13 protein-coding genes are annotated in these 19,363 nt (G+C 54.1%); 7 read left to right on the top strand and 6 right to left on the bottom strand.

Annotated features, from left to right (window positions below; all coding sequences use genetic code 11):
* The first annotated feature begins 11 nt into the window (after positions 1-11).
* Positions 12-2,459, top strand: coding sequence for a glycogen phosphorylase (gene glgP / locus OGV38_RS02115; RefSeq protein ID WP_286472889.1), 2,448 nt, complete (start codon positions 12-14; stop codon positions 2,457-2,459).
* Between the two features lie 108 nt (positions 2,460-2,567).
* Here glgP and glpD read toward each other — a convergent pair whose 3' ends face one another.
* On the bottom strand, positions 2,568-4,076 hold the full coding sequence (gene glpD, locus OGV38_RS02110; protein ID WP_286472887.1) for a glycerol-3-phosphate dehydrogenase: 1,509 nt from the start codon (positions 4,074-4,076) through the stop codon (positions 2,568-2,570).
* A 198-nt stretch (positions 4,077-4,274) separates the two neighbouring features.
* Here glpD and glpE point away from each other — a divergent pair, with 198 nt between their 5' ends.
* The 3 genes from glpE (at position 4,275) to OGV38_RS02095 (ending at position 6,376) form a co-directional block, all read left to right on the top strand.
* Positions 4,275-4,601: a thiosulfate sulfurtransferase GlpE gene (glpE, locus tag OGV38_RS02105; protein ID WP_003023495.1), complete on the top strand. Its 327-nt coding sequence runs from the start codon at positions 4,275-4,277 to the stop codon at positions 4,599-4,601.
* A gap of 170 nt (positions 4,602-4,771) precedes the next feature.
* Complete coding sequence (gene glpG / locus OGV38_RS02100; RefSeq protein ID WP_049040645.1) at positions 4,772-5,602, top strand: rhomboid family intramembrane serine protease GlpG; 831 nt, start codon at positions 4,772-4,774, stop codon at positions 5,600-5,602.
* 15 nt (positions 5,603-5,617) lie between these two features.
* Positions 5,618-6,376: a DeoR/GlpR family transcriptional regulator gene (locus OGV38_RS02095; RefSeq protein WP_103283365.1), complete on the top strand. Its 759-nt coding sequence runs from the start codon at positions 5,618-5,620 to the stop codon at positions 6,374-6,376.
* Positions 6,377-6,417: 41 nt separating this feature from the next.
* Here OGV38_RS02095 and malT read toward each other — a convergent pair whose 3' ends face one another.
* Positions 6,418-9,123 (bottom strand): HTH-type transcriptional regulator MalT, encoded by a 2,706-nt coding sequence (gene malT / locus OGV38_RS02090; RefSeq protein ID WP_286472886.1) that lies wholly within the window; start codon positions 9,121-9,123, stop codon positions 6,418-6,420.
* 630 nt (positions 9,124-9,753) lie between these two features.
* Between malT and malP the strand changes: the two genes are divergently transcribed.
* On the top strand, positions 9,754-12,147 hold the full coding sequence (gene malP / locus OGV38_RS02085; protein WP_269519464.1) for a maltodextrin phosphorylase: 2,394 nt from the start codon (positions 9,754-9,756) through the stop codon (positions 12,145-12,147).
* 9 nt (positions 12,148-12,156) lie between these two features.
* Positions 12,157-14,244 (top strand): 4-alpha-glucanotransferase, encoded by a 2,088-nt coding sequence (gene malQ / locus OGV38_RS02080; RefSeq protein ID WP_269519462.1) that lies wholly within the window; start codon positions 12,157-12,159, stop codon positions 14,242-14,244.
* An 80-nt stretch (positions 14,245-14,324) separates the two neighbouring features.
* Here the strand turns inward: malQ and gntT are convergent, their stop codons facing one another.
* The 3 genes from gntT to gntX form a co-directional block, all read right to left on the bottom strand.
* Positions 14,325-15,641 carry a gluconate transporter gene (gntT, locus tag OGV38_RS02075; protein ID WP_269519460.1) on the bottom strand — a complete coding sequence of 439 codons (1,317 nt, stop codon included), beginning with the start codon at positions 15,639-15,641 and terminating at the stop codon, positions 14,325-14,327.
* A 379-nt stretch (positions 15,642-16,020) separates the two neighbouring features.
* Positions 16,021-16,596, bottom strand: a complete 576-nt coding sequence (nfuA, locus tag OGV38_RS02070) for a Fe-S biogenesis protein NfuA (protein WP_286472884.1) — start codon at positions 16,594-16,596, stop codon at positions 16,021-16,023.
* A gap of 58 nt (positions 16,597-16,654) precedes the next feature.
* A complete protein-coding gene (gene gntX, locus OGV38_RS02065) occupies positions 16,655-17,338 on the bottom strand; it encodes a DNA utilization protein GntX (RefSeq protein WP_149382082.1) in 684 nt (227 codons plus the stop codon).
* Between the two features lie 37 nt (positions 17,339-17,375).
* On the opposite strand from gntX, the gene bioH reads away from it, so the two are divergent.
* A complete protein-coding gene (gene bioH, locus OGV38_RS02060) occupies positions 17,376-18,146 on the top strand; it encodes a pimeloyl-ACP methyl ester esterase BioH (RefSeq protein ID WP_016154806.1) in 771 nt (256 codons plus the stop codon).
* A 44-nt stretch (positions 18,147-18,190) separates the two neighbouring features.
* Here the strand turns inward: bioH and OGV38_RS02055 are convergent, their stop codons facing one another.
* Entirely contained in the window at positions 18,191-19,153 is a 963-nt protein-coding gene (locus OGV38_RS02055; protein ID WP_075848111.1) for an Rpn family recombination-promoting nuclease/putative transposase, read from the bottom strand.
* Positions 19,154-19,363 lie beyond the last annotated feature (210 nt).

Below are 19,363 nucleotides of genomic sequence, written 5' to 3'. Positions count from 1 at the left end.
GAATCACCTATATGAATGCTCCATTTACTTATGCATCGCCCACACTCAGCGTAGAGGCACTTAAGCATTCTATCGCCTACAAGCTGATGTTCACGATTGGTAAAGACCCGGTTATTGCCAATAAACATGAGTGGCTGAACGCCACGTTGTTCGCGGTGCGCGATCGTCTCGTGGAGCGCTGGCTGCGTTCTAACCGTGCGCAATTATCCCAGGAAACTCGACAGGTTTATTATCTGTCAATGGAGTTTCTGATTGGCCGCACACTTTCCAATGCACTGTTATCGTTGGGTATTTATGACGATGTCAAAAATGCGCTGGAAGGTATGGGGTTGGATCTTGAAGATCTGATCGATGAAGAAAACGACCCTGGTCTTGGCAACGGTGGCCTCGGGCGCCTGGCGGCCTGCTTCCTGGACTCACTGGCAACGTTGGGTCTGCCGGGACGCGGCTACGGTATTCGTTATGACTACGGCATGTTCAAACAGAACATTGTTGATGGCCGACAGAAAGAGTCACCGGACTACTGGCTGGAATACGGTAACCCGTGGGAATTCAAACGCCACAATACGCGTTACAAAGTGCGCTTTGGCGGGCGTATTCAGCAGGAAGGCAAGAAAACGCGCTGGATAGAAACTGAAGAGATCCTCGCGGTAGCCTACGACCAAATTATTCCCGGTTATGACACAGACGCCACCAATACGCTGCGCTTGTGGAATGCCCAGGCCAGTAGCGAAATCAACCTCGGTAAATTTAACCAGGGCGACTACTTTGCGGCGGTGGAAGATAAAAACCACTCCGAGAACGTCTCCCGCGTGCTGTATCCGGATGACTCCACCTATTCCGGACGCGAGCTGCGTTTGCGCCAGGAGTATTTCCTGGTCTCCTCCACGGTGCAGGACATCCTGAACCGTCATTATCAACTGCACAAAACCTACGACAACCTGGCAGATAAGATCGCCATTCACCTCAACGACACCCATCCGGTACTGTCGATTCCTGAGCTGATGCGTCTGCTGATCGATGAGCACAAATTCAGTTGGGATAATGCGTCCGAGGTCTGCTGCCAGGTCTTCTCGTATACCAACCACACCTTGATGAGCGAAGCGCTGGAGACCTGGCCTGTCGATATGCTGGGCAAAATTCTGCCGCGCCATCTGCAAATCATCTTTGAGATTAACGACTACTTCCTGAAGACATTGCAGGAACAGTATCCGAACGATACCAGTCTGCTGGGACGGACGTCGATTATCGATGAATCCAACGGCCGCCGGGTGCGTATGGCATGGCTCGCAGTGGTGGTGAGCCACAAGGTTAACGGCGTTTCTGAGCTGCACTCCAACCTGATGGTGCAGTCGCTGTTTGCTGACTTTGCGAAGATTTTCCCGACTCGCTTCTGTAACGTCACCAACGGCGTGACGCCGCGCCGCTGGCTGGCGCTGGCTAACCCATCGCTCTCTGAGGTGCTGGATGAGAACATTGGCCGCACCTGGCGAACCGATCTCAGCCAGCTAAGCGAGCTTGAACAGCACTGCGATTACCCGCTGGTAAATCAGGCGGTGCGCCGTGCGAAACTGGAGAATAAAAAACGTCTGGCAACGCTCATTGCCCAGCAGCTTAACGTGGTGGTGAACCCGAAATCGCTGTTTGATGTGCAGATCAAGCGTATTCACGAGTACAAACGCCAGTTGATGAACGTGCTGCATGTGATCACCCGCTACAACCGCATTAAGGCCGATCCTGATGCCGAGTGGGTGCCGCGCGTGAATATCTTCGCCGGTAAAGCGGCTTCGGCCTATTACATGGCGAAGCACATCATTCACCTGATCAACGACGTCGCGAAAGTGATCAACAACGATCCGCAAATTGGTGACAAGCTGAAAGTGGTGTTTATTCCTAACTACAGCGTCAGCCTGGCGCAGGTGATTATTCCTGCTGCCGACCTGTCTGAGCAGATTTCGCTGGCCGGGACCGAAGCCTCTGGTACCAGTAATATGAAGTTTGCCCTCAACGGCGCGCTGACCATTGGGACGCTGGACGGTGCCAACGTCGAGATGCTGGAGCATGTGGGCGCAGAAAATATCTTTATCTTTGGTAATACGGCGGAAGAGGTCGAAGCCTTACGCAGCCAGGGCTACAAGCCGCGTGAGTATTACGAGAAAGACGAAGAGCTGCACCAGGTGCTGACGCAGATTGGCAGCGGTGTATTCAGCCCTGAGGAGCCGGGGCGCTATCGTGACCTGGTTGACTCGCTGATCAACTTTGGCGACCACTATCAGGTTCTGGCGGATTATCGCAGCTACGTTGATTGCCAGGATAAGGTTGACGAACTGTATCGCCACCCGGAAGAGTGGACCACCAAGTCGATGATTAATATCGCCAACATGGGCTACTTCTCGTCGGACAGGACGATCAAAGAGTACGCCGAAAACATCTGGCATATCGACTCGGTGCGGTTGTAACAAGGGCAGGACGATCTGTAGGCCGGATGGATAAGGCGTTAGCCGCCATCCGGCAAAAGGCCCGGTAGCGCTGACGCTTACCGGGCCTACAGTTTTATATCGAGTGTCTTAAGACGCCAGCGACAGCTGCTGTTTCTCAATGTACTCTGCCAGCCACTGGGTCATGCGCGACTGCTGTTCAGCGTTCAGCCACATACCTTCTTTCGTGCGACGCCACAGCGCATCTTCCGCACGGCGCACCCATTCGTGATCGACCAGATATTTCAGCTCGGCCTCATAGAACTCATGGCCGAAGTCTTCACCTAACTCGGCAAGCGAGGTGGCTTCCTCGATAATCCATTCGGTGTTACTGCCGTAGGTGCGCGAATAATGGCGCGCCAGCGACTCGGTCAGGAACGGGTAGCGACGGCGCAGTTTGGCCGCGTAATCTTCACGATCGCCGCCGATGTCACCGCCTGGCAGAATGCACTCTTTTGTCCACGCCGGACCGATTCCCTGATAGTACGACGCCAGTTTTTCCATCGCGTGTTCGGCCAGCTTACGATAGGTCGTCAGCTTACCACCAAAGACCGACAGCAGCGGCGCTTTGCCGTTTTCGTCGTGGATATCCAGCGTGTAATCACGGGTGATAGCCTGCGGCGAGTCGGACTCGTCATCGCACAGCGGACGTACGCCCGAGTAGGTCCAGACGATATCGTCACGGCCCAGCTGTTTCTTAAAGTGCGCGTTGTAGACCTTCAGCAGGTAATTGATTTCACTCTCATCAATTTTTACCGCTTTCGGGTCGCCTTTGTATTCGACGTCAGTCGTCCCGATGATCGAGAATTCGTCCATCCATGGGATGACAAATACAATACGTTTATCTTCGTTTTGCAGAATATAAGCTTGCTTCTGGGTATGGACGCGCGGCACCACGATGTGGCTGCCTTTAATCAGACGAATACCGTACGGCGATGGCAGATGCATGCCGTCGTCGAAGAACTCTTTCACCCATGGGCCGGTGGCATTGACCAGACCACGCGCCTGCCAGGTGTGCTTTTTACCGGTATCGATATCTTCAGCTTCAACAATCCACAAACCGTTTTCACGGCGAGCGGAGGTAGCGCGAGTGCGGGTTAACACCTCTCCGCCTTTGCGTACGACCATTTGGGCGTTTGCCAAAACCAGCCGCGCATCGTCTACCCAGCAGTCAGAATATTCGAAACCGCGCACAATCTCAGGTTTCATTACGGAATCTGCGCCAAAACGCAAACCGGTCGAACTCGGCAAACTGGTGCGTTTGCCCAGATGATCGTACATAAACAGACCAATGCGGATCATCCATGCTGGACGCAGGTGCGGGCGATGGGGCAGACGAAAGCGCATCGGGAAGGCGATATGCGGTGCCATTTTCAACAACACCTCACGTTCGGCCAGCGCTTCGCTCACCAGGCGAAATTCGTAGTGTTCCAGGTAGCGCAGGCCACCGTGGATGAGTTTGGAGCTAGCGGAAGAGGTGGCGCAGGCTAAATCCTGCGCTTCCAGCATCAGCACGGATAAACCGCGTCCAGCGGCATCTGCCGCGATACCGGCACCGTTGATGCCTCCACCTATCACAATCAGATCTTTGGTTTCCATGCTGGCCTCTCGCACTTTCGTTATAGCTCATTAATGTTCGTTATCGAGCATAATAGCAAAGAATCGCGCCATTGGTAACATCGGATAAACAATTTACAGTGATACATATAACATTATGGCGTTTAACTGCCGTCGGGACGTACACTAAGAAGTAACATGTCTGAAAAGCGTCACCTGCAATATAAAGAAGAGAGAGCAATGGATCAGTTTGAATGTATTAATGTCGAAGAAGCGCATCAGAAGCTGCACCAGGGGGCCGCGGTGTTAGTGGATATCCGCGACCCGCAAAGCTATGCGATGGGTCACGCCCCGCAGGCGTTTCATCTGACGAACGACACGCTGGGGTCATTTATGCGCGAGCATGATTTCGACACCGCCGTGTTAGTAATGTGTTATCACGGCAACAGCAGTAAAGGCGCGGCGCAATATCTTCTTCAGCAGGGCTATGACGCGGTTTACAGTGTTGACGGCGGCTTCGACGCCTGGCATCGACATTTTCCGGCAGAAGTGGCATACGGTTCGTAAGACTATACCCAAATTAATTCGAGTTGCATCGCGACGGCGACGCAGCGAATCTCCGGGAGCGTACGAACAGTACGTGACCGGAGTGAGTGAGGAAAGCCAACAAAGATGCAGCTCGAAGTCAGAAGGGTATATATACTGTCCTCTTTTGTGTGGAATAAGCGACAGCAACCATGTTGATGATTACCTCTTTTGCTAACCCCCGCGTGGCGCAGGCATTTGTTGATTATATGGCGACACAGGGCGTTATCCTGACGATTCAACAACATCAGCAAACGGATGTCTGGCTGGCGGATGAGTCCCAGGCTGAGCGCGTGCATGCTGAGCTGGCGCGATTTCTGGAGAATCCAGGCGATCCGCGTTACCTCGCGGCAAGCTGGCAGTCGGGTCATACCGACAGCGGTCTGCGCTACCAGCGTTATCCGTTCCTGGCCACATTGCGCGAACGCGCAGGCCCGGTAACCTGGGTGGTGATGGCCGCGTGTGTGCTAGTGTTTATCGCGATGAACATGCTGGGCGACCAGACCGTGATGCTCTGGCTGGCATGGCCGTTTGACCCTTCGCTGAAATTTGAATTCTGGCGTTATTTTACCCACGCTTTTATGCACTTCTCGCTGATGCATATTCTGTTCAACCTGCTGTGGTGGTGGTATCTCGGCGGTGCGGTAGAAAAGCGTCTGGGCAGCGGAAAACTGATTGTAATTACCGTGATCAGCGCCCTGCTAAGCGGCTACGTTCAGCAGAAATTTAGCGGCCCGTGGTTTGGTGGGCTGTCTGGCGTGGTATATGCGCTGATGGGTTATGTGTGGTTGCGCGGCGAGCGCGATCCACAAAGTGGTATTTTCCTGCAGCGTGGTTTGATTATCTTTGCTTTGATCTGGATTGTTGCCGGCTGGTTTGATGTGTTCGGCATGTCGATGGCGAACGGCGCACATATCGCCGGGCTGGCCGTGGGTCTGGCAATGGCGTTTGCCGATACTATGAATGTACGAAAACGAACGTAATTTCAGGGAACAATAATGAAGCAAACACAACGACATGACGCGATCATCGAGCTGGTAAAGAAACAGGGATACGTCAGTACCGAGGAGCTGGTGGAGCATTTCTCCGTCAGCCCGCAGACGATTCGCCGCGATCTTAACGATCTGGCCGATCAGAACATGATTTTGCGCCATCACGGTGGCGCGGCGCTGCCCTCCAGCTCGGTCAACACCCCGTGGCATGACCGTAAAGCGACACAGACGTCGGAAAAAGAGCGCATTGCCCGCAAAGTTGCCACGCAGATCCCGAACGGTTCTACGTTGTTCATTGATATCGGCACCACGCCGGAAGCGGTGGCTCACGCGCTGCTCAATCACAGCAATTTACGCATTGTGACCAACAACCTCAATGTGGCGAATACGCTGATGGCGAAAGAGGATTTCCGCATCATACTCGCCGGTGGCGAACTGCGTAGCCGCGACGGCGGTATTATGGGCGAAGCGACCCTCGACTTTATTTCTCAGTTCCGCTTGGACTTCGGCATCTTAGGGATTAGCGGTATCGATAGCGATGGCTCCCTGCTGGAGTTTGATTATCACGAAGTTCGCACCAAGCGCGCGATTATTGAGAATTCACGGCATGTGATGCTGGTGGTGGATCACTCGAAGTTTGGGCGTAACGCGATGGTGAATATGGGCAGTATCAGCATGGTGGATGCGGTGTATACCGACACGCTGCCGCCAGCTGGCGTGATGCAGGTTATCGCGGATCATCATATTCAGTTAGAGCTGTGCTAAGTTAATTCCAGGCCTGATAAGCGTAGCGTATCAGGCATTAACTAAACCCCATACCCCATCATTTTCAGCAGTTTCTGCGCATGTTGCACCGCATCCTGGCGGTGTGCGACGCCGAGCTTTTGATACAAATTGCGGATGTGCGTCTTGATGGTCGTTGCCGCGACGGCCAATTCTCCGGCGATCTGCTCGTTGCTGTAGCCCGAATAAATCAGCCCAAGAACCTGCCATTCGCGCTGGGTCAGCGGGCTGGTGCGAATAAGCTCCGGTACTTCCGGGTGAGTAAGCAGACGCTCAACGAATCCTTCATCGAAGTGGGCGAATTTATGGCGGTGATGCTGGTTAATCTCACGCAAAATACGCTGGGCGCGGTGCTGATCGAGTTCCGGTAAGGTATTGAGCTGAATCAGCTGACGCAGTTGCTGCGCCATGGCCTCACCTTCAATGACAAAGTGACTGATAAATCCGGTGCGGTTGGCCAGCTGCAGCGCGTCGAGTAACACGCGCTGTGCGTCATTTTTGCGTCCTGCCTGCCAGTAGAGCTGATTAAGCAGCAGCAGGTTACGGTTCAGATCGCTCATCAGGCGCAGATTGCGCGCATTTTCATTCAACTCTTCCAGCACAATCTCAGCCGGTTCAAACTCGCCCAGCAGGATCTGCGCGCGGGCGATGTTGCGCCACTGGCTTTGCAGGAAGTGGTTATTGGCGAATTCCGGTTTCGGCGTGTGGCGCAGCCAGTTGGCGGCCGAGTTTTTGTCGCCCACCATTTGCCAGTAAATCACCCGTACCTTATCGGCGTTCGAGATCCAGTCACTGTGATAGTGACCGTTACCCAGCAGGTTTTCCAGGCGGTTGAGCAGGCTACGCGCATTATCGAGATCCCCCCGGGCCAGCGAACATTGAATCAGCAGCGCCAGGCACTGTAGCTGTTGCTGCGGCTGGAATGTGGAAAGCAGTTCAATACCCGAGCGGGCAGACGCTTCCGATTCGTCCAGGCGCGCCCATGCCCACAGCAGCTGCGCGCGAATACGCACCAGGAACTCGTGCATCGGCAGCTGTTCCAGATGCTGCTCTTTGATCAGCTGAAACGCTTTTTCCTGAGTCTCCCAGGCGGCCTGTAAAAAGCCCTGGGCAAACAAAATTTCGCTTTGCTGGATTAAACTCCACAGCGCGTAATGCCAGACGTCATGGTGGCGCGCCATTTGCTCGGTTTGCTGCATTAACGCCAGAGAACGCGTGAGATCGCCCTTGCAGTGCAGGACTTCACCGTGTACCGAGGTGGCGACGATACGGCTATAGAACCAGGCGATGGGTAACTCATCTAGCGCCAGCTTTGCCAGGCGCTCGGCTTCGTCAGGATTTCCGTCGTTAATCGCGACCTGCGCACGCAGGGCGTTAAATTCGGCGTGCAGCGTCGGTTCCATGTCGCCTTTCATTTCCTGCTCAGCGCGCGCCAGCAGGGTATTAACCTCGCCGTAGCGGTGCTGGCTTTGCATCAGCCAGGCTTGCAGCAGAACCAGACGCGGATTTTCCAGCAGACTTTCCCACGGCAGGGCTTTCAGCGACTCTTCCAGTAATGTCAGTTCGCTGTGGTTAAACAGTCCCCACGCATGGTTAAGCAGGATATCGCGTAGCATATGCGCGTCGCCTGCCGCCAGCGCGTGGTGGATAGCTTCGCTGGGGAAACCTTGCGCCATCCAGCTTTCAGCGGCGGCGCGGTGTAATTCGGGCAGTTCGCTTGCCAGCTCCCACTGACAGCGCTGGCGTAAAAAGCTGCCAAACAGCGGGTGATAGCTGAACCACTCCCCGACGTCATCCATCCGCTGCAAGAATAATCCCTGGCGCTCAATCTCCTCCAGCCGCATCTGGCCGTTTTCTTCCCCGGTGACCCGGACGATCAGTGCGTCGTTCATTGAGCGCAGAATGGCGCTTTTCAGCAGGAAATGACGGGTGCCGAGGTCGACGCTGTCCAGCACTTCATCAACCAGATAATCGGACAGATGGCTGGCGTTGATCCCGGCGAGGCGGCGTGCGGACTGGTGTGCAGAGTGGTTGTTCTGGCGGGCGGAGAGGGCAATCAGCTGTAACGCCGTGGCCCAGCCAGCAACGTCATCGCACATCCGGCTGCTTTCTGCCGCTTCGATAGGCGAGGACAAACGTCGATCGAAAAATTGTTTGGCTTCCTGGTGGTTAAACGCCAGCTGTTGGCTGCCTATCTCCAGCAACTGATCGCGTACTCGCAGGTTGGCAATACCCAACTGCGGCAGGTTGCGCGACAGCACGACCAACGTGAGGTTCTCAGGCTGATGACGCAGGAAGAAACGCATCGCTTCGTGAATTGCCGGATTGGAGATGAGATGATAATCATCCACTACCAGGTAGAGCGGGCGATGCCACTCGGCCAGTTCAATAAATAGCTGCGCAAACAGTGACGTCAGGCTGGCGTATTGGCGCTTTTGCACCATTGCTTCGCTGGTGGTGCAGTGTCCACCGGTTGCCTGCTGGATAGCGGCGATCAGATAGCTGGCAAAGCGCTCTTGCTGATTATCGCCTTCATCCAGAGAGTACCAGCCTAATTCGTTCTTCCCCGCTGTCCATTGTGAAACCAACGTCGTTTTTCCATAACCAGCAGGACTTGTTATCAGGGCAAGCCTGAAATTGTTCGCGCCGGAAAGTTTAGCCAACAGGCGCTCACGAACCACCGTATGGTCGAGTCGAACCGGACGACTTAATTTAGACGGAATCAACATAAGTTACTCACTTCACTGTGTGAAAATGGGGAAAAATGATTTTTTTTTGCGCTTCGTAATTAATAGATATAAGGTCGGCCAGATTAGTGTTTTATGCAAGCTAAGCGGACTTTTTGTGTGTCTGATTTTGCACTATGTCACAAATCTATACATCTATTACATTAATTGCTTTAAAGAGTCACAACAGGCGTGGCGACTGGATCCGTCGGTATTTTGGCTGAGCCGAAAAATACCTCCCTTTTTATAAGGTTACTCAGTTGTTTAATGTAAAGAGCCGAATTTTGTGGCCGACTTAAAAGTTTTATGTGAATTATCTTATCCACCTTGGATATTTCAGGTTAGAAACTATTTCTCTGTTTACAGATTGTTTCCCATCGTCACCCCTCTATTTGATATTGTCGATTTATCTCTTGTTATTAATGCGTCGTCCGTTGGGCATTACAGGGGCGTTATGCCGGACTTACGCGAATTTACGGGCGATAACACCCTCTTTAAGTGGCAGCGATCACACTTTTATGCTCATCCCCGCTCCTCCTCCCTGCCTAATCCGTGCCAGGATGAGGAAGGTCAACAACGAGCCTGGCAAACTAGCGATAACGTTGTTTTATTACCTAAGGATCTGGAACCCCTATGTCACAGCCTACTTTCAACAAAGATCAATTTCAGGCTGCCCTGACGCGTCAGTGGCAGCGCTTCGGTTTACTGTCGGCTCAAGAAATGACGTCGCGCCAGTGGTGGCAGGCAGTGAGTGGGGCGTTGGCTGAGTTACTCAGCGCCCAGCCTGCGGCGAAACCGGCAAAAAATCAGCGCCATGTTAACTACATCTCGATGGAGTTTTTGATTGGCCGTCTGACTGGCAACAACTTACTCAATCTCGGCTGGTATCAGGCGGTGAGCGATGAGCTGAAAGCGCATGACGTCAACCTAACCGACCTGCTGGAAGAAGAGATCGACCCGGCGCTGGGTAACGGTGGATTGGGGCGCCTGGCGGCCTGCTTCCTTGATTCGATGGCGACAGTCGGTCAATCGGCGACGGGCTATGGTCTCAACTACCAGTACGGCCTGTTCCGTCAGTCATTTGCCGATGGGCAGCAGATGGAAGCCCCGGATGACTGGCATCGCGGCAGCTATCCGTGGTTCCGTCACAACGAGGCACTGGATGTGCAAGTAGGGATTGGCGGCAAGGTCACCAAAGAAGGGCACTGGGAGCCGGGGTTTGTTATCACCGGCCAGGCCTGGGATCTACCGGTTCTCGGCTACCGTAACGGCGTGGCGCAACCGCTGCGTCTGTGGCAGGCCAGTCACGCGCATCCGTTTAACCTGACCAAATTTAATGACGGCGATTTCCTGCGCGCAGAGCAGCAGGGCATCGACGCTGAAAAACTCACCAAAGTGCTGTACCCGAACGACAACCACACCGCGGGTAAAAAGCTGCGCCTGATGCAGCAATACTTCCAGTGCGCTTGCTCCGTAGCTGACATTCTGCGCCGCCATCATCTGGCAGGGCGTAAACTGCATGAGCTGGCTGATTTTGAGGTGATTCAGCTCAACGATACTCACCCGACCATCGCCATCCCTGAGCTACTGCGTGTACTGATTGATGAGCACCAGATGAGCTGGGACGATGCGTGGGCTATTACCAGCAAGACCTTTGCTTATACCAACCACACTTTGATGCCAGAGGCGCTGGAGTGCTGGGACGAGAAGCTGGTGAAAGCACTACTGCCGCGCCATATGCAAATCATCAAAGAGATTAACGACCGCTTTAAGAAGCTGGTCGATAAAACTTGGCCGGGTGATGCTGAAGTTTGGGCGAAGCTGGCGGTGGTGCACAACAAACAGGTGCGTATGGCCAACATGTGCGTGGTCAGCGGCTTTGCGGTTAACGGCGTGGCGGCGCTGCACTCCGATTTGGTGGTGAAGGATCTGTTCCCGGAATATCATCAGCTCTGGCCGAACAAATTCCATAACGTCACTAACGGGATTACTCCGCGTCGCTGGATTAAGCAGTGCAACCCGGCACTTGCCGCGCTGCTGGATAAATCGCTGAAAAAAGAGTGGGCCAACGACCTTGATCAGTTGATTAACCTGGAAAAATACGCCGACGACGCGAAGTTTCGTCAGCAGTATCGTGACATCAAGCTGGCGAACAAAGTGCGTCTGGTGAAGTTTATTAAAGCGCGTACCGGTATTGAGATAACGACTAACGCTCTCTTTGATATTCAGATTAAACGCCTGCATGAGTACAAGCGTCAGCACCTCAACTTGCTGCATATTCTGGCGTTATACAAAGAAATCCGTGAGAACCCGCAGGCCGATCGCGTGCCGCGCGTATTCCTGTTTGGCGCGAAAGCCGCTCCGGGTTACTACCTGGCGAAAAATATCATCTTCGCCATTAACAAGGTCGCAGAAACCATCAATAACGACCCGCAAGTGGGCGACAAGCTGAAGGTCGTATTCCTGCCGGATTATTGTGTCTCGGCGGCGGAAATGTTGATCCCAGCGGCGGATATCTCTGAGCAAATCTCCACCGCAGGGAAAGAGGCTTCCGGCACCGGTAACATGAAGCTGGCGCTGAACGGTGCGTTAACCGTCGGTACGCTGGATGGCGCAAACGTCGAAATCGCCGAGAAGGTCGGTGACGAGAATATCTTTATCTTTGGTCATACTGTGGAAGAGGTGAAGGCGCTCAAGGCCAAAGGGTACGACCCGGTGAAATGGCGTAAGAAAGATAAAGTGCTGGATGCTGTTCTGAAAGAGCTGGAAAGCGGGAAGTACAGCGACGGCGATAAACATGCCTTCGACCAGATGCTGCACAGTATCGGCAAGCAGGGCGGTGACCCGTATCTGTTAATGGCGGACTTCGCGGCCTACGTTGAAGCCCAGAAGCAGGTTGACGTGTTGTATCGTGACCAGGAGGCCTGGACCCGGGCGGCGATTCTGAATACCGCGCGTTGCGGCATGTTCAGTTCGGATCGCTCCATCCGCGATTATCAGACTCGTATCTGGCAGGCGAAACGTTAAGGAATCGCGATGGAAAGCAAACGTCTGGATAATGCCGCGTTGGCGGCGGGGATCAGCCCCAATTACATTAATGCCCACGGTAAACCGCAGTCTATTGGCGTCGAAACCAAGCGGCGTTTGCTTGACGCTATGCATCGCTCCACCGCCACCGCTCAGGTGGCGGTGACCCCGGTGCCGAATGTCATGGTTTATACCGCTGGTAAGAAAATGCCGCTGGCAGTTGAGGGACGCGGAGAGTTTACCTGGCTGCTGACCACCGAAGAGGGCGTGCAGCACAAAGGGCATGCCGTCGGCGGTAAATCGTTCAACCTTCCGGCGAAGCTGCCGGAAGGGTATCACACGCTTACCCTCACCCAGGGGGAGTTGCGTACCTATTGCCGCATCATCGTCGCGCCGAAACGCTGCTATGAGCCGCAGGCTCTGTTAGCCGGGCAGAAGCTGTGGGGCGCATGCGTTCAGCTCTATACCCTGCGTTCAGAAAAAAACTGGGGGATTGGCGACTTTGGCGATCTCCGTGCCATGCTGGTGGAGGTGGCGCAACGCGGCGGCGCGTTTATTGGCCTGAATCCGATTCACGCGCTGTATCCGGCGAACCCGGAGAGTGCCAGTCCGTACAGCCCGTCGTCACGCCGCTGGCTGAACGTTATTTATATAGATGTGAACGCAGTAGACGATTTTCGCCTGAGTAAAGAGGCGCAGGCCTGGTGGCAGAAACCCGCGACTCAGCAAGCTCTGCAACGCGCGCGTGATACCGAGTGGGTTGATTATTCTGCCGTTACCGCATTGAAGATGACAGCGCTGCGTATGGCATGGAAAAGCTTCTCTGCACGTGACGATGAGCAGATGGCGGCATTTCGCCAGTTTGTGACTCAGGAAGGGGATAGCCTGTACTGGCAGGCGGCCTTTGACGCGCTGCATGCGCATCAGGTGAAAGAGGACGCACTGCGCTGGGGCTGGCCGGTGTGGCCGCAAGCTTTCCAGTCGGTGGATTCGCCAGAGGTGAAACGCTTTTGCGAAGAGCATCGTGATGAAGTGGATTTCTACCTGTGGTTGCAGTGGCTGGCGTATACCCAGTTTGCTGATTGCTGGAAAACCAGCCAGGGCTTTGCGATGCCGATTGGATTATATCGCGATCTGGCTGTCGGCGTGGCCGAAGGCGGGGCGGAAACCTGGTGCGACCGCGAGTTGTATTGCCTGAAAGCCTCGGTTGGCGCACCGCCGGATATTCTCGGTCCGCTCGGGCAAAACTGGGGATTGCCGCCGATGGATCCGCATATCATCACGGCACGCGCTTACGAACCGTTTATCGAACTGCTGCGTGCCAATATGCAGAACTGCGGTGCGTTGCGTATCGACCATGTTATGTCGATGCTGCGTCTGTGGTGGATCCCTTACGGCGAAACTGCCGATCACGGCGCCTACGTGCATTATCCGGTCGACGATCTGCTTTCAATTCTGGCGCTGGAAAGTAAACGTCATCACTGCATGGTAATTGGTGAAGATCTGGGGACTGTGCCGGTAGAGATCGTCAGCAAGCTGCGTGACAGCGGCGTGTACTCCTACAAAGTGCTTTATTTTGAGAATGACCATGAGAAAAACTTCCGCGCGCCGAAAGCGTACCCGGAACAATCAATGGCAGTCGCGGCGACGCATGACCTTCCTACGCTTAAAGGTTATTGGGATAGCGGCGATCTGACGCTGGGTAAGGCGCTGGGTCTGTACCCGGATGAAGTCGTGCTGCGTGGGTTGTATCAGGACAGAGAACTGGCGAAACAGGGGCTGCTGGACGCGCTGCACAAATACGGGTGCCTGCCAAAACGTGCTGGTCACAAGGCGTCACTGATGTCGATGACGCCGATTCTTAATCGCGGCATGCAACGCTACATCGCTGACAGCAACAGTGCGCTGTTGGGCCTGCAACCGGAAGACTGGCTGGATATGGCTGAGCCGGTCAATATTCCGGGGACCAGCGACCAGTACAAAAACTGGCGGCGTAAGCTCACCGCCACGCTGGAGCAGATGTTTGCCGATGACGGTGTGAACAAGCTGATTAAGGATTTGGATAAGCGCCGAAAAGCGGCCGCGAAGAAGAAGTAAAAAAGCCGGGGATTTCCCCGGCTTTTTTAGGGTGATAGCAGGTAGGCCGGGTCAGCGAAGCATCACCCGGCACAGTTTTATCAGACCACCATACCCAGCAGCAGACATCCTACCAGACCGCAGACGGAGATAATGGTTTCCAGCATTGACCATGACTTAATGGTTTCACCTATGGTCAAGTTGAAGTACTCCTTGAACAGCCAGAAGCCCGGATCGTTCACGTGGGAGAAAATGACGGAACCGGAACCAACCGCAATAACCATTAGCTCAGGGCTTACGCCGGTCGTTGCAATCAGCGGTGCCACAATCCCACCAGCGGTGATCGCTGCAACGGTTGCGGAGCCCAGTGCGATACGCAGTACCGCAGCGATAGACCATGCCATCAGCAGCGGAGAAACGTTTGAACCGTGCATCATTGACGCGATGTACTTGTCCACGCCGCTATCCACCAGGACCTGTTTGAAGGCACCGCCACCACCAATGATCAACAGCATCATCGCGATGATTTTGATGGAGGACACCAGCGTGTCGTTGATCTGATCCATCGAACGTCCACGGTTCAGACCAAAAGTGAACATCGCAATCAGCACCGCGATAAGCGTTGCCATGACCGGGTCACCCAGGAATTCTGCCATCGTCAGGAAAGCGTGGCCTTTTGGCAGAATCATCTCCGCCACGGCGCGCATCGCCATCAGGATAACCGGTACCAGGGAGGTCCAGACGCTGACGCCAAAGCCAGGCATCTCTTCTTCGGTAAACGTTTTCGCGCTGTACAGACCTTCCGGGATTGGCTTATCGATGCCTTTCAGGAAGCGAGCGTACACCGGACCGGCGAGAATAACGGTCGGGATTGCCAGAATCGTACCAAACAGCAGGGTTTTACCCATATCTGCGTGGAAAATGGTGGCAATAGCGGTCGGACCTGGGTGCGGCGGCAGGAAGCCGTGAGTTACGGACAGCGCAGCAGCCATCGGCACGCCAACATACAGCAGCGGGATGTTGGCAGCAGCGGCGATGGTGAACACCAGCGGCAGCATCAGCACGAAGCCGACTTCGTAGAACAGGGCAAAACCGACGGTGAAGCCGGTTAATACCACCGCCCACTGAATATGTTTTTTGCCGAATTTAGCGATCAGGGTGGTTGCGATGCGCTGTGCGCCGCCGCAGTCCGCCAGCATTTTGCCCAGCATGGCGCCAAAACCCATAATCAGGGCGAGGCTGCCAAGGGTTCCGCCGACGCCGGCTTTAATCGAACCGATGACTTTATCCAGTGGCATCCCTTGCATCAATCCGACAGCAAGCGCCACCAGGACGAGAGCGATGAAACCGTTCATTTTGAAACGGATCATCAGGAGGAGTAACAAGATTACACCGATAGCAACGATGACTAATGGCATGATTTACCTGGCCTTTACTTTGTTATGGGTAACGTCAGTGTTTAGATGACAAATTCCGATTGTCCCGACCGGGAACAGAGCATTCTCAGCACCAATGCTGGTTGCCTTCAAAACTAATCAGTTTAGCTGGCTGTTATGTGTGTGTTAGGTGCTGATGCGAATGATACGGGTAACATACGGCGCTTGAAAATCACCTGGGCAGGCAAAATTTAAATTATGAGAGGCTGGTCAAATTATGAGGGGGATTGTTGCAGGAAATATGCGGAGAAATGCAAGGTTGTAGGCCGGATAAAGCGATTACGCTGCCATCCGGCATCAATGCCCGATGGCGGCGCGGATGCGTCTTAACGGGCCTACGGAAACTCTACAGGTTGAGGCGTTAGTAGTAAGAGTGCTCGCCGCGCTGGTGTTCGGTTAAATCGCGAACGCCTTTCAGTTCAGGGAATTCAGCCAGCAGCTGCTTCTCGATACCTTCTTTCAGCGTTACATCTACCATTGAACAGCCGTTACATCCGCCGCCAAACTGCAGAATAGCGTAGCCTTCATCGGTGATTTCCATCAGAGAGACGCGGCCACCGTGACCTGCCAGCTGTGGGTTGATCTGCGATTGCAGCATGTACTCCACGCGTTCCATCAGCGGCGCATCATCGGCAACTTTACGCATTTTGGCGTTTGGTGCTTTCAGGGTCAGTTGGGAGCCTAACTGGTCGGTAACGAAATCGATTTCTGCATCTTCCAGATACGGTGCGCTCAGTTCATCAACATATGCGGTCAGCAGGTCAAATTTAATGGCGGTGTCGGTTGCTTCCACGGCGTCCGGCGGACAATAAGAAACGCCGCATTCAGCGTTAGGCGTGCCGGGATTAATCACAAATGCGCGGATTTGTGTCCCTTCTTCCTGATTTGCCAGCAGTTTGGCAAAGTGCGCTTGTGCAGCATCGGAAATATGGATCATAGTAATGGCCTAATAGTTGACTATTTTACTTGGTTATAATACGCCCATCATCGAGGCTCTACAAGGTTCGACACAGGCACCATACCTGGACAGTCGCCGCGCCGTTGCGTAAAAGCAGCTGCGCGATTTCCGCGACGGTACTTCCGGTAGTGACGACATCATCCACAATGACCATATGGAGTCCCTGCACTGGCAATTCAAGGCGAAAGGCGTTTTTCAGGTTACGTTTACGTAATCGGGCGCTGAGATGGTGCTGTGTGGCGGTTGCCCGAACCCGCGTGATGGCCCGGCTGTCCCAGTCGCAGCCTAGCCAGCGTGCCAGGGGACGACACAGTAAGTCGCTCTGATTAAACCCTCTGCGCCAGTGCCGGCGTTGCCAGAGCGGGACGCTGACGAGCCTGTCCGGCAGAGGAAGACCGCTGACGCGCCGGGCCTGTAATACCTCCAGCAACAACAAGCGTGAAAGAGCGGGGGCCATTTCGCCACGTCGGGAAAACTTGAGCTGGTGGATAAGCCCGCTCAACGGCAGAGCATAGTCGCTGACGGTAACCAGTCGCTGCCACGGCGGTGGTTTTTGCAGACAGCGCCCGCAGGGAACGACGGTATGCGCGGCAGGGAGTCCACATTGAGGGCACCGGCTGACGTGCTGATGCGTTGCCCGTGTGCAGACTGAACAGATCCCCCAATGCCCTAACGTCAGGGGCATTCGGCATAGCCAGCACAATCCCGGTACTGTTAGCATAGAAGCATCCTTTCAGGCTAAAAGAGAACAATAACTGATGAATGACATCTGGTGGCAGACCCAGGGTTCGGGAAATTGTCATCTTGTGCTGCTGCACGGATGGGGACTGAATGCGCAAGTGTGGCATTGCATAAGCGAGGAATTGAGTTCGCATTTCACGCTGCATCTTGTCGACTTACCGGGATTTGGTCGCAGCCAGGGGTTCGGCGCAATGTCGCTGGAAGAGATGGCTGAGCGGGTAGTAAAACAGGCACCGGAGAAAGCCATCTGGCTCGGCTGGAGTCTGGGCGGGCTGGTCGCAAGCCAGGTGGCGTTAACCCATCCTGAACGTGTTCAGGCGCTGGTGACCGTGGCGTCTTCCCCTTGCTTTAGCGCGCGCGACGAGTGGCCGGGTATCAAGCCAGAAGTGCTGGCAGGTTTCCAGCAGCAGTTGAGCGAAGATTTCCAGCGTACGGTGGAACGTTTTCTGGCGTTGCAGACGATGGGCACGGACACCGCGCGTCAGGATGCACGGGCACTGAAGAAAACAGTTCTGGCGTTACCCATGCCGAATGTCGAGGTGCTCAATGGCGGACTGGAGATCCTGAAAACGGTCGATCTGCGTGAGCCTCTGTGCGCTGTGGACATGCCTTTTCTGCGGTTGTACGGCTATCTCGATGGACTGGTTCCGCGCAAAGTGGTCCCAATGCTCGATGCCCTGTGGCCGCATAGCGAGTCGTTGATATTTGCTAAAGCGGCGCATGCACCGTTTATCTCGCATCCTGCAGAGTTCTGCGCAGCGCTGGTGGCGTTAAAAAAACGCCTATAAATCTGTTGTGTTGCCCGGTAGAGCCGCGCTTACCGGGCTTGAGATTAATGGCTGCGCGTAGCCAGATCCTCAGCGGTCAGGCCGGTAATTCTGAAGATGGTCAGCGGGTCGATACCATCAGCCTGCAGGGTTGATGCAATACGTAAAGCTTCCTCTCGTTTACCTTGTTGCAAGCCCGTTTGTAACCCTTCTTGTAATCCCTCTTGTAACCCTTTCATATGACCTTCCTGAAGACCATTAAGATGCCCTTCTTGTCGTAATCTTTCGGCGATAGTCATCAACTTTTCCTTATGTTGGGGTAAACGTTCGGCGACCTCATGAAGAAACTCGGTAAAATGTGTGGTGTCCCCGACCTGCATTAGATAATTAAACAAGGCTTTCAACTGGCTGTCATTAGCGTGTCCTTTAATAATCAGGATGGCCAGTTTTTCTACCAGCCCCATCAAATCGCGTTTACGAATATGTTTTTGGATGAGTTCCAACAGCGCCATCCGGCGATGCTGCATGATCTCGTCATCGGGAACAACGGTGATATCGATCAGTGGAAACGCTGCGGTATAAAGTTGTCTGGCAGCCTTTGGGTCGTCAAATTCGTCCAGCCAGCAGAGTGAGTAGGGGTATGGACTAGCCGCGCCATGATAAAAAAGCATGGGTATCACCAGCGGGAGTTTCTTGTGACCTGCAGCCAAATGACGATGCATAACCGCAATGGCATAACGCATCAGCCGAAATGCCATATGGGCATCGGCGGTACTCTGATGCTCAATGATGGTGTAAATATAGCCATCGCCTTCGCGGGTTTTTAATGACCACAGCACATCGGAATAGTACGCGCGCAAATCGTCCTCAATAAAGCTGCCCGATTCCAGTTGTAGCGTGTTCAGATCGCACAGTTTTTGCAAAGAGGCTGGAAGATGGAGCCGAAGAAAGTCGCGTGCGGTAGCAGGGTGGTTTAAGAACGTTTTAAAAATCGCGTCATGCGGCGTAGCAGTCGTGTCAGTATTCATGGCGATCCGTCACCTGAGAAACAAGATGACGAGACTCTACTTCCCTGGTCGCCAGTAATCATCCACGAGTTGATAACGATGCGCGACAGGCTGGAGGATAGATCAGCTTTGCTGAAACAGGGACATCTTTGTGGAATCCATTACGCAAAAAGCCGGATATCAGCATAAACGCTTTATCCGGCCAGGGCGTTTGCAGTCATTTTTAGACCG

It is taken from the genome of Citrobacter sp. Cb080 (assembly GCF_030334745.1).
In the GTDB taxonomy this organism is placed as follows: Bacteria; Pseudomonadota; Gammaproteobacteria; order Enterobacterales; family Enterobacteriaceae; genus Citrobacter; species Citrobacter braakii.
The sequence above is the reverse complement of the archived record's forward strand: the minus strand, read 5'-3'. Positions and strand labels throughout refer to the sequence as shown.

Coding starts and splice junctions, on each gene's coding strand:
- gntX (WP_149382082.1), bottom strand. CDS start 17,338: ATGCTAACAGTACCGGGATTGTGCTGGCTATGCCGAATGCCCCTGACG.
- nfuA (WP_286472884.1), bottom strand. CDS start 16,596: ATGATCCATATTTCCGATGCTGCACAAGCGCACTTTGCCAAACTGCTG.
- OGV38_RS02095 (WP_103283365.1), top strand. CDS start 5,618: ATGAAGCAAACACAACGACATGACGCGATCATCGAGCTGGTAAAGAAA.
- malT (WP_286472886.1), bottom strand. CDS start 9,123: ATGTTGATTCCGTCTAAATTAAGTCGTCCGGTTCGACTCGACCATACG.
- glgP (WP_286472889.1), top strand. CDS start 12: ATGAATGCTCCATTTACTTATGCATCGCCCACACTCAGCGTAGAGGCA.
- glpD (WP_286472887.1), bottom strand. CDS start 4,076: ATGGAAACCAAAGATCTGATTGTGATAGGTGGAGGCATCAACGGTGCC.
- gntT (WP_269519460.1), bottom strand. CDS start 15,641: ATGCCATTAGTCATCGTTGCTATCGGTGTAATCTTGTTACTCCTCCTG.
- OGV38_RS02055 (WP_075848111.1), bottom strand. CDS start 19,153: ATGAATACTGACACGACTGCTACGCCGCATGACGCGATTTTTAAAACG.
- bioH (WP_016154806.1), top strand. CDS start 17,376: ATGAATGACATCTGGTGGCAGACCCAGGGTTCGGGAAATTGTCATCTT.
- malP (WP_269519464.1), top strand. CDS start 9,754: ATGTCACAGCCTACTTTCAACAAAGATCAATTTCAGGCTGCCCTGACG.
- glpG (WP_049040645.1), top strand. CDS start 4,772: ATGTTGATGATTACCTCTTTTGCTAACCCCCGCGTGGCGCAGGCATTT.
- glpE (WP_003023495.1), top strand. CDS start 4,275: ATGGATCAGTTTGAATGTATTAATGTCGAAGAAGCGCATCAGAAGCTG.
- malQ (WP_269519462.1), top strand. CDS start 12,157: ATGGAAAGCAAACGTCTGGATAATGCCGCGTTGGCGGCGGGGATCAGC.